The organism is Mycobacterium sp. PS03-16, assembly GCF_004570325.1.
Taxonomy (GTDB): domain Bacteria; phylum Actinomycetota; class Actinomycetes; order Mycobacteriales; family Mycobacteriaceae; genus Mycobacterium.
This window is the reverse complement of the sequence record NZ_SPQO01000041.1, coordinates 23700-36789: the sequence shown is the minus strand read 5'-3', so window position 1 is coordinate 36789 and position 13090 is coordinate 23700. Positions and strand designations below refer to the sequence as shown.

General features: G+C 71.7%; 14 protein-coding genes and 1 pseudogene. 7 read left to right on the top strand and 8 right to left on the bottom strand.

Going from position 1 to position 13090, the window contains the following annotated elements:
* Positions 1-222: pseudogene (locus E4P42_RS27240) on the top strand (phosphopeptide-binding protein); the annotation flags it as partial.
* 90 nt (positions 223-312) lie between these two features.
* Here E4P42_RS27240 and E4P42_RS23570 read toward each other — a convergent pair.
* Both E4P42_RS23570 and E4P42_RS23565 read right to left on the bottom strand, forming a co-directional pair.
* Positions 313-1341 (bottom strand): hypothetical protein, encoded by a 1029-nt coding sequence (locus E4P42_RS23570; protein WP_135128612.1) that lies wholly within the window; start codon positions 1339-1341, stop codon positions 313-315.
* Positions 1342-1467: 126 nt separating this feature from the next.
* A complete protein-coding gene (locus E4P42_RS23565) occupies positions 1468-2262 on the bottom strand; it encodes a helix-turn-helix domain-containing protein (protein ID WP_135128610.1) in 795 nt (264 codons plus the stop codon).
* A 358-nt stretch (positions 2263-2620) separates the two neighbouring features.
* On the opposite strand from E4P42_RS23565, the gene E4P42_RS23560 reads away from it, so the two are divergent.
* The 5 genes from E4P42_RS23560 to E4P42_RS23540 all read left to right on the top strand — a co-directional run bounded on the left by E4P42_RS23560 (position 2621) and on the right by E4P42_RS23540 (position 5825).
* Entirely contained in the window at positions 2621-2914 is a 294-nt protein-coding gene (locus E4P42_RS23560) for a WhiB family transcriptional regulator (RefSeq protein WP_135128608.1), read from the top strand.
* A 296-nt stretch (positions 2915-3210) separates the two neighbouring features.
* The gene (locus E4P42_RS23555) at positions 3211-3630 is read left to right on the top strand and encodes an EVE domain-containing protein (protein ID WP_135128606.1); all 420 of its coding nucleotides are present in this window, start codon (positions 3211-3213) and stop codon (positions 3628-3630) included.
* 21 nt (positions 3631-3651) lie between these two features.
* Positions 3652-4635 carry a pirin family protein gene (locus E4P42_RS23550; protein WP_135128604.1) on the top strand — a complete coding sequence of 328 codons (984 nt, stop codon included), beginning with the start codon at positions 3652-3654 and terminating at the stop codon, positions 4633-4635.
* Complete coding sequence (locus E4P42_RS23545) at positions 4632-4964, top strand: GNAT family N-acetyltransferase (protein WP_135128602.1); 333 nt, start codon at positions 4632-4634, stop codon at positions 4962-4964. The genes E4P42_RS23550 and E4P42_RS23545 overlap by 4 nt, the downstream gene beginning before the upstream one ends.
* A 24-nt stretch (positions 4965-4988) precedes the next feature.
* Positions 4989-5825, top strand: a complete 837-nt coding sequence (locus tag E4P42_RS23540) for an acyl-CoA thioesterase domain-containing protein (protein ID WP_135128600.1) — start codon at positions 4989-4991, stop codon at positions 5823-5825.
* Here the strand turns inward: E4P42_RS23540 and E4P42_RS23535 are convergent.
* The 3 genes from E4P42_RS23535 to E4P42_RS23525 are packed head-to-tail and all read right to left on the bottom strand — an operon-like array spanning position 5822 to position 9069.
* Entirely contained in the window at positions 5822-6301 is a 480-nt protein-coding gene (locus E4P42_RS23535) for a nitroreductase family deazaflavin-dependent oxidoreductase (RefSeq protein WP_135128598.1), read from the bottom strand. The genes E4P42_RS23540 and E4P42_RS23535 overlap by 4 nt on opposite strands.
* Positions 6298-6810 (bottom strand): pyridoxamine 5'-phosphate oxidase family protein, encoded by a 513-nt coding sequence (locus E4P42_RS23530; RefSeq protein WP_135128596.1) that lies wholly within the window; start codon positions 6808-6810, stop codon positions 6298-6300. The genes E4P42_RS23535 and E4P42_RS23530 overlap by 4 nt, the downstream gene beginning before the upstream one ends.
* 12 nt (positions 6811-6822) lie before the next feature.
* Positions 6823-9069, bottom strand: a complete 2247-nt coding sequence (locus tag E4P42_RS23525; RefSeq protein ID WP_135128594.1) for a molybdopterin-dependent oxidoreductase — start codon at positions 9067-9069, stop codon at positions 6823-6825.
* A gap of 63 nt (positions 9070-9132) precedes the next feature.
* Here E4P42_RS23525 and E4P42_RS23520 point away from each other — a divergent pair, with 63 nt between their 5' ends.
* Positions 9133-9717: a TetR/AcrR family transcriptional regulator gene (locus E4P42_RS23520; protein ID WP_135128592.1), complete on the top strand. Its 585-nt coding sequence runs from the start codon at positions 9133-9135 to the stop codon at positions 9715-9717.
* Between the two features lie 3 nt (positions 9718-9720).
* Here the strand turns inward: E4P42_RS23520 and E4P42_RS23515 are convergent, their stop codons facing one another.
* The 3 genes from E4P42_RS23515 to E4P42_RS23505 form a co-directional block, all read right to left on the bottom strand.
* Positions 9721-10581 carry an FHA domain-containing protein gene (locus E4P42_RS23515; RefSeq protein ID WP_135128590.1) on the bottom strand — a complete coding sequence of 287 codons (861 nt, stop codon included), beginning with the start codon at positions 10579-10581 and terminating at the stop codon, positions 9721-9723.
* Positions 10582-10651: 70 nt separating this feature from the next.
* Positions 10652-11899 carry an HNH endonuclease signature motif containing protein gene (locus tag E4P42_RS23510; RefSeq protein ID WP_135128588.1) on the bottom strand — a complete coding sequence of 416 codons (1248 nt, stop codon included), beginning with the start codon at positions 11897-11899 and terminating at the stop codon, positions 10652-10654.
* Positions 11900-11931: 32 nt separating this feature from the next.
* Positions 11932-13089, bottom strand: a complete 1158-nt coding sequence (locus tag E4P42_RS23505) for a hypothetical protein (protein ID WP_135128586.1) — start codon at positions 13087-13089, stop codon at positions 11932-11934.
* Position 13090: the final 1 nt, after the last annotated feature.

Sequence of the window (13090 nt, the reverse complement as noted above, 5' to 3'; positions counted from 1 at the left end):
GGTAGCTCAGGCACGCCGATCCCAGTCGGGCCGCAGGGCGCCCCGGCTCCGGCCGGTGCTCCGGTGCCCGCCGGCACCAGCGCGGGCACTCCCGTCGCCCCGGTCGCCCCGGCGGCTCCGGCCCCCGCGCCGATGCCGGTGAGCAACGCCGAGCAGGCGCCCGTTCCGCACGGGAGCGCGGGTTCGCCGCTCCCGACGCCCACCCCGGTCCCGGTGCCCTGATCCACGCACGACCCGTTCCAGCGGGGCTGCCTGCGGCGCACGCCGCGGTCAGCCCCGCTGTTGCGTGGGGGCCGCGTCAGGACCGCGGGCTCAGGAGTGTGAGCTCCACCAGGTGTAGAGCTGGTCGAGGCCGGGTCCCTGCGGACCGCCCTTCACCACCGCGATCAGAGACTCGTCGGTGTTGGTCCATGCCACCACCGGGCGGTCGTTCTGCAGGCCGCAGTACAGCACGCCGCTGACCTTCTGCGGGGTGGCGTTGCGCCGCCACGGCCCCGGCGACTGGATGTTGCCCGGGCAGTTGACCATCGACGAGTTCTCGATCACCGCGTTGAACGCCGCGTCGAGTGCGGTGTCGTCGCCGGCGACGGTGTAGGTGGCCGACGGCGGACCGCCCGGATCGGTGTTGGGACCGCACGTCGCCACGGCCAGCGCGCCGTCGGGCGGGGAACCCATCTCGCACACGCCGGCGGAATAGCCCCGCGGCAGGATGTTGCTCAGCCGCTCCTGCGCCTGCGGGTCGGCGGTGCGCGTCGGGGAGGCGGTGGTGGTGTCGGCGGCTGTGGCGCCGTCGTCGTCACCGGACGGCAGCAGCAGCCAGATCCCCACGCCGAGCAGCACGATGACCGCGACCGCGACCGCGGCCGCGATCAGCCGGATCGGCAGCGGATTCTTCGGCGGCGCGACCTGTGCGCGCGGGATGACCGGTGGTGGGTGGTAGGGCGCCGACCAGGCACTCTCGTCGGGGTGGCGAGCGTGCGTCGCCGGCGGATACCCCGTCACCGGCGGCGCCGGGACCCGGTCGTCGGCCGGCGGTGGCGGCGGCGCGTGGTGCGGTTCGGCGGGGTGACCGGCGTCCAGTAGCGCGGCATGGTCGTCGCGGCCCGCCATCGGATCGGCCTCGCTCACCGGCTGGGAGATCGGCTCGGCCTCGGCGGCCGGGTTCCGGAAGGGATCGTCGACCGGTCCGCTGACCGACTCGGCCGGATGCTGGTCCACGGTGTGCTGGTCGACGGGGTGCTGGTCGACGGGGTCGGTGCCGTCGTCGCGCGACGCGGCGTCATCAGGGGCGGAGCCGGTGGCCCACGGGTCGGAGGCCGGGGGCGGCGGGGGCCACGTCATCTCCGGATCTCCGCGTACCTCGTCACCACTTCAAGACCCCCATCGCGTGGATTCGCCAGTGTTGTCGCATGAAAGCGTAGTAGGCCGGGCACGGCTTGTCGGGGACAGAACCGCGTGATCGACACATCAGTCCAGCGCGCCGATCAGCGCCTCGATGGCCTCCGCGGTGTCGGGGGCCACCTGCCGGCCCGCCTCCGTGCCGGCGATGTCGTCATCGGTGACGCCCGCTGCCTGCGCCGTTTCGCTGATCGTGAGGTTGGCGCGGCGGCGCGCCGCGTACAGGCGCAGAGCCAGCGTGGCGCCCGGCGCGGCGGCGCCACGCAGGGTCAGGTCGTCGATGCGGCGGCGCACCGCGCCCAGGACTTTGATCAGTGCCGGGCTGACTTTGCTGATCCTCGCGGCACGGGTCACCACGGCCTCGAGCTGGCGCAGATCGGCCAGGAGGGCGGTGACCCGCGGGATGTAGTCCGGATGGTCGGCGGGCGGCAACGCGTCGGCGCTGACGTCGAGGCTGTGGACCGCTGTCGTGACAGCCTGGGCGATCAACGGCGCCTCGCTGTCCGACGCGTTCGGGTCCGGTGGTCGACGAACGGCTGATGGCGGTGCTGGGGCGGCCACGGGTTCCGCCCGGGTCACGACGGGGGCCGCGATCGCTCCGGCCGGGTCACCCCGGCGCAGTCGGGCGATGGTGCCCGGCGGCCAGTGCAGAACTTCTTCGAGCTTTGCCCGCGTGCGCTCCCTCGGCCAGCTGCGGCCCTTCTCGAACGCGATCAGCGCGCCCGCGTTGATGATGCCGTCGGCGGCCAGGCTGCGCTGGCTGATGTCGAGCTCGCGGCGCCGCGCCGCCGCGGCCGCACCCGCGCGGGCCACCCCGGCGTCCAGGACACCGGACGCCTCGTCGACGGACTCCGCGTTGGTCATGGACGGCGCTCATCCTTGCTGGTTCGACGGCGGCTCGGTGGAGTAATAGTAACCGCGAACCATGCCACCGCTATGGCTAGGGCACCGGTTCGGGCGGGTGAATCCGTATCGAAGCTACACCTGTCGGCGTGACGGGTGCAGCGGTTTCGCGAAGCAGCCGTCCGAAAAACCGTTGCACCTGCAAACTCGCGTCTTTGCGTTTCCGCTGTTCACCGCCCAGATTCTTGCGCCATTGCCATGGAATCGCTGCGCCCAACTCGATCGGCGGTCGCCTAACCGTTGCATTGCTACGGTTTTTGCTATACGTTTCGGTGCAACAGCAGCGCTGGACCGCAGCGCAAGGCCCAAGGAGCGATTCATGAGTAACGTGACCTTCCTCGAGATCCCGGTCGGCGCCTGCACCCGCGATCCGGAGCGCTGGACCACCACGGCCGACGAAGAGGCCAAGGCCATCTGCCGCGGCTGCCCGCGCCGGTGGATGTGCGCCCGCGACGCCGTCGAACTGCCCCGCGCCGAAGGGCTCTGGGCCGGCATCGTCATCCCCGAGGCCGGTCGCGGCCGGAGCTTCGCGCTCAAGCAGCTGCGTTCGCTGGCCGAGCGCAACGGATACCCGGTCCGCGCGATTCGCCGGGTCTTCCCCGAGTCGGCCTGACCCGCGCCGCTCCGCCGTCCCGGGGGGTCGGCGGAGCGGCGACGACGGGGTGGCGGGCACCGGAATATCTCCGCGACCCGCCCGGTTACATGATGCGACGGTGCCGGGCATGCCCCGGGCCCCAACCAATATCGTCGCTTCGAGCGACCACTCGCCGAGAGGCGTCATGGCGGCACCGTCCCAGACTTCTCGAGTGGCTGCGGCCGCCGCACGGGCTTCATCCCCAGCGCGGCGCCCATCCACAGGCCGGCCCGCAGGGCCGCGGATCTGTCGGGAACCCGGCTTAACGTGCGGGTATGACGAACTGGATCAACACCGCCAGCCGTGACCACGTCGACCGCGGTGTGCGGGGCCGCTTCACGCAGGCCAATCACGGCAAACCCGATGCGCTGCGGCGCCTGGCCAGGGGCGACTGGATCGTCTTCTACTCACCCCGGCTCACCCATCCCGACGGCCCCCCACTGCAGGCGTTCACCGCCGTCGGGCAGGTGGTCGACGACGCGCCCTATCAGGCCGCGATGTCGCCGGACTTCCAGCCGTGGCGGCGCAACGTCGACTTCCTGGACTGCGTCGAGGCGCCGATCCGGCCGCTCATCGACAGTCTCGACTTCGTCGAGAACAAGCAGCGGTGGGGCTACAGGTTTCGCTTCGGCCTGTTCCGCATCGACGATCACGACTTCGACGTGATCCGGACCGCGATGACGCCGCCGGGCTGACCGCGAACGTAGGGTGGACCGGTGAGCAACACCGATCCGGCGCCTGCCGAAGTGGCCTGTGTCGCATCACCGTTCGCCGGCGTCCTGCGCCCTCGCGAGGTACCGCTCGGCGGGCCGCGCGCGATCAATGTCCGCCGCACGTTGCCCCAGCGCGAGCGCGCCATGATCGGCGCGTGGTGCTTCGTCGACCACTACGGCCCGCACGACGTGCGGGGCACCGGGCTGGGGATGGATGTGCCTCCGCATCCGCACACCGGGCTGCAGACCGTCAGCTGGCTGTTTCGCGGCGAGGTCGAACACCGCGACAGCGCCGGGGTGCACGCGATCGTGCGTCCCGGTGAGCTCAACCTGATGACCGCGGGCGCCGGGATCTGCCACTCGGAGGTGTCCACACCGTTCGCCGATACGCTGCACGGTGTCCAGCTGTGGGTCGCGCTACCCGACGGCGCCCGCGACACCGGCCGCGATTTCGCCCATCACGTTCCGCAGCCGCATGCGGTCGGTGGCGCGACGCTGCGCGTCTTCCTCGGCGAGCTGGCCGGTCTGCGCTCCCCCGTACCGACCTTCACCCCCCTGCTCGGCGCCCAACTCGACCTGCCCGCCGGTGCCGAGTTCACCGTCGACGTCGATCCCGGCTTCGAACACGGCGCGCTGCTGGACCACGGCGACGTCGAGGCCGCAGGGATGGCGCTGCGCCCCGGCGAGCTCGCGGTGCAGGACGCCGGTTGCGCGCAGCTGAGCGTCATCAACCATGGCGCCACGCCGGCCCGGCTGATCCTGCTCGGCGGCCCGCCCTTCGGTGAGCAGCTGTTGATGTGGTGGAACTTCGTCGGCCGCAGCCACGCCGACATCGTCGCCGCCCGCGAACAGTGGCAGGCCGAATCGGACCGCTTCGGCAGGGTCAGCGGCTACCGCGGCGGGGTATCCCGTCTTCCAGCGCCACCGCTGCCCAATGCCACCCTGCGGCCTCGGCCCAACCGAACACTGAAGAAGGAGTCGCCGTGACGACGGACAAGACCGGAGCCCCCACCACCGTCAGCGCCGAGGACGGCCGGTTCAGCATTGCCGTCGAGGGGCGCACCGTGGGATTCGCCGAATTCCTCGACCGCGACGGCCAGCGCGTCTTCACCCACACCGAGGTGGACGGCGAGTACGAGGGTCGCGGCCTGGCGACGATCCTGGTCGGCGAGGCGCTGGACACCACGCGCGAGGCGGGGATGCGGATCGTGCCGGTGTGCAAACTCGTCGCCAACTACGTCGAGAAGCACGATCAGTACGCCGACGTCGTCGATCCTGTCGACCGCGACGTGAAGCGCTGGCTGTCCGCGCAGTAGCCGAAGCCCGCTAGTGTCGGCGCGGTGACCTCGACCGACCGCGCCGCGTATTTCACGCCCGACGGTGACACGTTCGTGCCGACCGGCATCGCCCGCGGGCCGTGGGGTCAGACGGTGAGCGGCAACTACGTCGGCGGCCTGCTGGCCCACCTGGTCGAACGCCACGTCGCCGACGCCGCGCAACGCGACGACGGTGCGGCGGATCTGCACCCGTCCCGCCTGACCGTCGACCTGTTGCGTCCGGTGGCGATGGCGCCGGTGGCCGCGACCACCGAAACGGTGCGCCGAGGCCGCCGGCTCTGGTTGGTCGACGCCGAACTCATCCAGAACGGCACCACGGTCGCCCGCGCCGGCGCCCTCTATCTGCGCCGCGGACCGCAACCACCCGACGACGCGTGGACGACGCCCGTCCCGATGCCGCCCGCCCCGCCGCATGAGGCGGCGCCGGGCGGGCGCACCACGCTGATGTGGGTGCACGGCAACGGTGCCGAGGTGCCCGCCCCGAGCACCGACCTCGCCGCCTGGCAGCACGACGGGCCGAAATCGGTGTGGCTGCACGAACTGACCCCGCTCGTCGAGGGCGCCGCGCTGACCCCGTTCGGCCGGGCGGCGCTGGCCGGGGATGTCGCGAGCTCACTCACCGGGTTCGGGTCGGGCGGTCTGCCGTTCATCAACGCCGACTACACGTTGTCGCTGAGCCGGCTGCCCGACGGTCCGCTGATCGGGTTGACCGCGCTCACACACGACAGCCACGACGGGATCGCGACCGGCGTGGCCGCGGTGTTCGACCGGCGCGGACCGATCGGCAGCGCCACCGCGACCGCGCTGGCCAACCCCGGTTTTGCGCCGCCGGACCGCTAACGCGGCTGCAGGATCAGCACGGGGATCTCGCGGTCGGTCCAGCTCTGGTAGGTGTCGAAGTCGGCGTAGAGCTCGACCAGCTTCGGCCACAGGCGTTCTCGCTGCCGGGCGTCGGCGACCACGGCGTGCACGGCCCGGCGCTCCGGACCGATCTCGATGTACACGTCCGGGTCGGCCACCACATTGCGGTACCACTGGGGGTGTTCGGGCCGCCCGCCCTGCGAGGCCACGATCACGACGTCGGCGCCGTCGCGCAGGTACAGCAGGGGCGTGACGAAGACCTTCCCGGACTTGCGCCCGCGGTGCTCGAGCAGCATGGTCGGCACCGGCTTGCGGAATCCCGCACCGACCCGCCACTTGCCGCCGATGCGTCCGCCGGTGCGCCGGTACACCCACACATGGGCCTTGCCGACGACCTTGAAGATCTTCGGCAGCAGCGGTGAGTCGAGCTGCGCGGGACGTTTCGGCGCACTCACCGGGGCTGCTCCAGGTATGCGGCGGTGCTGCCGCCCAACGGCATTGGTGGCATGCCGAGTTTGCGGTGGTCCCAGCTGCGGATCCGCTCGGGGACCACCCGGACCGCGATGCGGTTGTTCATCATCTGGTCGACGAACGGTTTCATGTCGTCGCTGTAGGGCCCGGTGTAGCGCTCCCACACGCTGATGCCGACCCGCAGCAGCAGATCCGGGTCCGCGTCGACGATCTCGGCCCGCCCGTCGATCGACACGCCGCGCAGGGTGTCGTAGGTGTGGCCGTCCTCGATCATCACGGTCACCGTCGGATCGCGGCGCAGGTTCACCGCCTTCTGCGATTTGGCCTTGGTCTCGAACCAGATCTCCCCGTCGAGCAGCGCGTACCACATCGCGACCAGGTGTGGCCGGCCGCCGGGCGATACGGTGGCCAGCGTCGCGGTGCGGCTGTGCTCGATGAACTCGGCGATCTCACTGTCGGACATGACGATCGTCGCCCGTTGGTTCTTACCCACGATCTATGCCTATCAGGCCCGGACCGGCGCGACGGTCACCGGGATGCCGTTCAGCGCGCCGTTGCCGGACGGTTCGTCGAGGAAGGTCGGCGGCGACAGCACGTTGGTGTTCACCCCCGGCGACGCGTTGGCGACGGTCAGCCGGGTGCCGGGCCTGCCGTGCCCCCACCCGTGCGGCATCGACACCACCCCCGGTTTGATCGCGTCGGTCACCTCGACCGGCACCTCGATGCTGCCCGCGCCGGAGGTGACGGTGACGGGATCACCGTCACGCACCCCGCATCGCTGCGCATCGGCGGGGTGCATCAGCAGCGTGCAGCGGTCGCGACCCTTCATCAGCGGTCCGACGTTGTGCAGCCACGAGTTGTTCGACCGCAGGTGCCGCCGGCTCACCAGCACGAGTTCGTCAGGCGCGCGGTCGATCCGGGCCGCCAGCCGGGGCAGGTCGTCGAGCAGGTACTGCGGCGCCAGGCGGATCCTGCGGTCGGCGGTGCCGAGAACGTCGGGCACCTGCGGGATCATCGGCCCGAAGTTCAGGCCGTTGGGTTGGCGCTTCAGTTTCTCGAGGGTCAGCCCGTCCGGGCGTTCGCCGTAGCGGTCGCCGAACGGGCCGGTGCGCAGGGTCAGGTCGAGGATGCGCTCGGGTCCGCCGTGCGCGTACTGCGTGCGGAGTTCGGCGCCGACGAGGCCCTGGGTGAACGCCAGGTAGTCGAAGAAGCCGTCGTCGATGGCGGCGACGTCGACGTCCTCGGCGGGTGTTCCGGTGAGCAGCCCGGTGAGCCGGATCAGGATCTCCCACTCGTGCGGGCGGTCCGGATCCTCCGGCGCGAACACCGGAGCGGAGTAGTTGGCGACACTGTTGATCGCGAAGTTGAGGATGAGGTCGTCGTGGTGCGGTTGTTCGAGCGGGGAGAGCCCCGGCAGGATCACGTCGGCGTGCCGAGTGGTCTCGTTGATCCACAGGTCAACGGCGATCATCGCGTCGAGGCCGGGCAGTACCTCGTCGAGCACGTGGCCGCCCGGAGTGGACAGCACCGGGTTGCCGGCGATCGTGATGAGCGCGCGGACCTGCCCGTCGCCGGGGGTGGCGATCTCCTCGGCCAGACACGACACCGGCACCTGGCCCAGCACCTCCTTGGCGCCGCGCACCCGGGTGCGGAACCGGCCGAACTCCGGTGCGCCGTCCTCGAGTCCGGGCTGCGGTTGCACGGTGATCGACCAGGCCGCGGCACGCGGGAACATCGCCCCGCCGGGGACGTCGAAGTGGCCGGTCAGGATGTTCACCACGTCGACCAGCCAGCTCGCGAGGCTGCCGAACTCCTGATTGCACAACCCGATTCGGCCGTAGACGACGGCGCGCTCCGTGGTGGCGAGCTGCCGGGCGAGGGCGCGGATGCGGTCAGCGGCGATGCCGGTGGTGACCGCCACGCGCTCCGGTGGCCAGTCGGCGGCGACCGCGCGCATGGTGTCGAGACCGTCGAGGTGGGCGGCGAGCGCACCCACCGACACCAGCTCCTCGTCGAACAGCGTGTGCGCCACCGCGAGCAGCAGGGCGGCGTCGGTACCGGGGGTGATGGGCAGCCATTCGTCGGCGCGGGCGGCGGTGGCGGTGCGCACCGGATCGATGACGATCACCGTGCCGCGGCGCCGGATACCGTCGATGATTCCCATGATGTCGGGCGCGGCGAGCAGCGAACCCTGTGACGCCGCGGGGTTGGCGCCCATCACGACGAGCAGATCGGTGCGTTCGATGTCGGGCACCGGGAAGGTCCACCAGCCGCCGTACATCAGGTGCGACGACAGGTTCTTCGGCCACTGGTCGACGGTGCCCGGTGAGTAGGTGATCGGCATCCCCGACATCCCGAGCAGCACACCGCTGTAGCGGGCCAGCGAGAACGAGTGCGCGAGCGGGTTGCCGGTGTACGCCGTGACCGCGCCGATGCCGTGGCGCTCGATCACCGGCGCGAGCAGTTCGGTGCACCGGCGGAACGCGGTGTGCCAGTCGACCTCCTGCCACTGCCCGTCGACCTTGACCATCGGACGGCGGATGCGGTCCGGATCTTCGTGCACCGCACCGAGCGTGGCGCCCTTGGGGCAGAGGTGGCCGCGGCTCCAGGTGTCGTCGCGGTTGCCGCGGATGCCGGCCACCCGCCCGTCGCGGACCTCGATGTCCAGCCCGCACATGGCCTCACACAGGGGGCAGGTGTAGAGGTGGCGGCCGTCTTCACCGACGCCGGCCAGCCCGAGGTCCGTGGTCATCGCCCACCTTCCTGCAGTCGTCGTGACAGACTGTATCGACAGGACGGCAGCCGAGGAGGGCGAATGGCGGAGCCGGTGCCGCGGCGCAGGCTGGGCTCGAAGCGGGACCCGTCGATCGACGCGGCCGTGCTGGCCGCCGCCCGCCGCCTCCTCGTCGAGCGCGGTTACGCGGCGACCAGCATCGACCTGATCGCGACCACCGCCGGGGTGAGCCGCCCGGCGATCTACCGCCGCTGGAACTCCAAGGCCGAACTCATCCACGAGGCGCTGTTCCCCGACCTCGGGTCGGACCCGGCCGAGGAGCAGTTCGCCGCCGAAGTGGCGCGGCTGTGCCGTGGCGCGCTGCTGATGTACACCGATCCCGCTGTGCGCGAGGCGATTCCGGGCTTGCTCAACGACCTGCGGGCGGACCGGGAATCCCGGCGGGTGCTGCGCGACCGGCTCGAGGCGGCCGCCCGGCATGACCTCGCCGACCGGGTCCGCGCGGCCGTCGACGCCGGAACCGCCCGCCCGGACGTCAGCGCCGACACGATCATGGACGTCATCGCCGGCGCCGCCTGGTACGCCGTGTGCGTGCGACGGATCCGGGATGTCGACAGCGCCGCACGCGAGCTCACCGACCTCGTGCTGCGGGGCGTGCTGGCCTGACGGTCAGGCTCGTGCGGCGTTCAGGTCGTCGTGGGTGCGGCGGATGTCGTCGAGCAACCGGGTGAGGTCGGTGCGCCGGGTGGCGCGGCCCGCGTTGAGCACGGTCGCCTCGAGCCGGCGCAGGTCGCCAAGGAGCGTGTCCAGGTAACCGGGGTAGGCCGGATCGGTCCGGGGCGGCGCCTGATCGATCCGCGCCCTGACGCCGCCGAGCGCGAGTTCGACGGCGTCGACCATGACCTCGACCTGCACGGTGTCCGAGAGGATCTCGGTGCTCTCGTCCTCGGGTGCCGGGCTGCCCGCACGCACCGCGGCGACGGCGCCCGGCGGCCAGCCGAGGTAGGTCTCCAGGCGGGCACGTTCGTCGTCAGCGGGCCACGCGTGCCCGGATTCGAACGCCGCGAGCACCTCCCGGCTGAGCACACCGTCGACTTCCAGCCGCTGCGGTGGGTACCCGAGCTCCTCGCGCCGCTCGACGACTGCGGCACCGGCCCTGGCGATCCCGGCATCGATGGCGATCTCGGTGGTCGCGGGCGCGGCAGCCGCGCGGTCGACGGCGAACGCCACCGGGATGCCGTCGGCGTGGCCGAGGTACACGACGGCGGCGGCACCGACGTCGAGCGACTGTTCGCGCCTGCCGTCGACGTAGATGCCGTTGGTGCTGCCCGCATCCGAGACGGCCCACCGCCCACCGCGCACGTCGACCCGGGCGTGGATGCGGGAGATCCGCGGGTCGTTGATGCGGATCTGCGCCGGCATCTCCCGGCCGATCAGCACGGGCGCATCGGCGGGCTGCACCGTATAGGCGGCATCACCACAGCGGATCGAGAGGGCGGCAGGCGGCTCACCGGACCCGTGCACGTCCACCCCCTACCCCGTTCCTCCCCGCGATGCTAGCCGAGGCGGCCGGGTACGACGGTCCACCCAGCAAAGGGTGTCACGCGGCGTGCGCCTCTGGTGGCGCGGTGTCATCGGCGGGTTCGACCGCTGCGCGGGGTAGGGGTGGGGCGGTGGAGGTGTAGGTGGCTCCGGTGGGGGTGGTGATGGTGGCGCGGTGGGTGCCGTCGGCGTCCTGGTCGGTGGTGACCTGCCAGCCGTCGGCTTCTTTGGCGTAGTTGCAGGCTTCGCAGGTGCCGAGGCCGTTGCGGGCGCTGGTGGGGCCGCCGCGCTGATGCGGGTCGGCGTGATCGTGGTGGCGGATCGGGGCGTCGCAGTAGGGGGTGCGGCAGGTCTGGTCGCGTAGATCGAGGAACGCCGCCAAGCCGGTGGGGAAGCGCCGGGCCCGGGATTCCATCGTCAGCAGCGCCCCCGAAGCCGGATGGCGGTAGACGCGGCGCAGCGTCGCCTTCGACCGCGCATCCCCGAGCGCGGCGTCGACCATGCGGCGGGCGATGACCGCGGGGATGGGGCCGCATCCGCTGATGGTCGCGGGGGTGGTGGTCCCGCCGAGCAGGGCGTCGTCGGTGAGGACGAGGTTGACCGCGACCGGCACCGCGACCTCGGCGGGCCGGCCGGTGAGGCGTTCGACGAGCGTGTCGGCCATGACCTGGCCGCGCGAGCGGCCGTCGAAGGTGGTGTCAGCCGCTCGTTTGAGGGCGGCGTAGACCGCGACGCCCTGGGCGACCGGCAGCAGTGCGCTCACCCAGGTCATGGTGTCGGGGGCGGGGCGGATGGTGACCGTGCGGTCGGCCGGGGCGCGGGCGGCGCGGTCGATGACGGCGTGCGGGTCGAGGCGGTAGGCGATGGCTTTGGCCGCGGCGGTGATCCGCTTGTCGCCCTTTCCCTCCAGCCCGGCCGGGTCGGCGCACAGTTCGGCGTCCAGGGTGCGGCGGTCGGCGAGGCTCAGGCAGGCCGATTCGCGCACGATCAGGGTGGCCCGCCATTCCGAGAGCGCCCCGCACTCCAGCGCGGCCAGGGTGTGGGGCATCTCGTTCACCAGGGCGCGGGCGAAGCCGAGGTGGCGCCCGCCCCGGTTCGGGGACTCCCGCCGCGCCAGCGCGATCTCCGCGGCCAGCCCGCGGCCGCGCGTGGCGGCGGGCATCCCGGCGGCCTCGGCCGCGCGCCGACGTTCATCGAGGGCCGCCGTCGCCCGCGCCTGCGCCGCGGCCGCCTTGGCTTTCAGGTTCTCCAGCGCGGCGATCTGAGCGATGAGCGCCGCCTGATCGGTGTCGACCACTTCGAACATGCGTTCGACACTACCGACGGGGTGCGACACTCCTACAGCACGCCGAACGGCGCCGTCACCCACCGGACCGGGTCGACGCAGCGGAACGGCGCGATACCGCGCGAGTGCAGCCGGTTACCGCTCGGCGGCGCCCCGAGCGCCGACACCACGAAGTACCGGTGCGCCAGCCGAGCCCCGGTGGACGGGTTCTCGACGGCCGCGACGATCGCCCCGCCGTGCAGCCGCGTCAGCAGGCTGCGCACCTCCTCGTGGAGCAGCTGGCCGTCGCTCTCGTCGTACTGCGGGTTGTCCGACGGATCCCGCAGATAGCCGGCGCCGGCGTTCGACATGATCAGGCTCCACTCCGACCCCTCGACGTCGCGCAGCACGCGCAGGGCGTCGAACTTCGACAGGAACACCGCGAGTTTGGGCTGGGCGGGGCCGATGGCGTGCAGCACGTTGTTGAGTACCGCCCGCGGATCGCTGCCGCTGAACGCCTGAGCGGGCAGCAGGTCGTGCAGCTGGTCGCGGATCCCCTTGATGCGCAACGGGTCAAACATGAAGAACACCGCGTCGGCGTTGGCGAAGAAGCGGAACGGCGGCGTGTACAGGTCACCGGACTCCATGTCCTCACCTGCGACGTCGCGCAGCACGAGGTAGCGCCGCACCCCGTGCCAGACGCCGATCCCGTAGATCAACGGCTCCCGCTGATGCGACGCCTGGGTCTGCACCGTCGGGGTCGGTGGCACCAGACCGCGCTGCACGAACAGCGGCGTCTCGTAATTCATCGTGTACGCCACCGCGGTGGCGCGGGTGGCCGGCTGCATGCTCACCCCGAGGTGCTCGCAGAGCAGTTCGAGCTGTTTGATCAGCACCCCGATGTAGAGGCTCTTTCCGGTCGCGCGGGCCCCGGCCATCGCGATGCAGATGGCGTGGCCGCTGCGCCAGTCGTCCGGGAGCATGAAGTGGCACACCGGGCAGATCTCCACCGCCGGCCCCTGCAGCGCCTGACTGGCCTCGGTGATCGGCGGCGGCGGTCCGGCGTATCCGGGCGGCCGACTCCAGGTGTAGAGCGGCCCGGAGTCGGCGGGCGCCCCCAGGTACGCCGAGGCCACGTCGTCGCGGTAACGGGTGCCGCCAGCGTGTGGCGGCAGCGTCCACAGGTGCTGGTTGGAGTCCAACACCGAGAAGCACCGCGGGCATTTCGACACG

Excerpts from the sequence above, each read along its gene's own strand:
- E4P42_RS23510 (WP_135128588.1), bottom strand. The coding sequence starts at position 11,899 with ATGTTCGAAGTGGTCGACACCGATCAGGCGGCGCTCATCGCTCAGATC.
- E4P42_RS23555 (WP_135128606.1), top strand. The coding sequence starts at position 3,211 with ATGACGAACTGGATCAACACCGCCAGCCGTGACCACGTCGACCGCGGT.
- E4P42_RS23560 (WP_135128608.1), top strand. The coding sequence starts at position 2,621 with ATGAGTAACGTGACCTTCCTCGAGATCCCGGTCGGCGCCTGCACCCGC.
- E4P42_RS23525 (WP_135128594.1), bottom strand. The coding sequence starts at position 9,069 with ATGACCACGGACCTCGGGCTGGCCGGCGTCGGTGAAGACGGCCGCCAC.
- E4P42_RS23565 (WP_135128610.1), bottom strand. The coding sequence starts at position 2,262 with ATGACCAACGCGGAGTCCGTCGACGAGGCGTCCGGTGTCCTGGACGCC.
- E4P42_RS23570 (WP_135128612.1), bottom strand. The coding sequence starts at position 1,341 with ATGACGTGGCCCCCGCCGCCCCCGGCCTCCGACCCGTGGGCCACCGGC.
- E4P42_RS23520 (WP_135128592.1), top strand. The coding sequence starts at position 9,133 with ATGGCGGAGCCGGTGCCGCGGCGCAGGCTGGGCTCGAAGCGGGACCCG.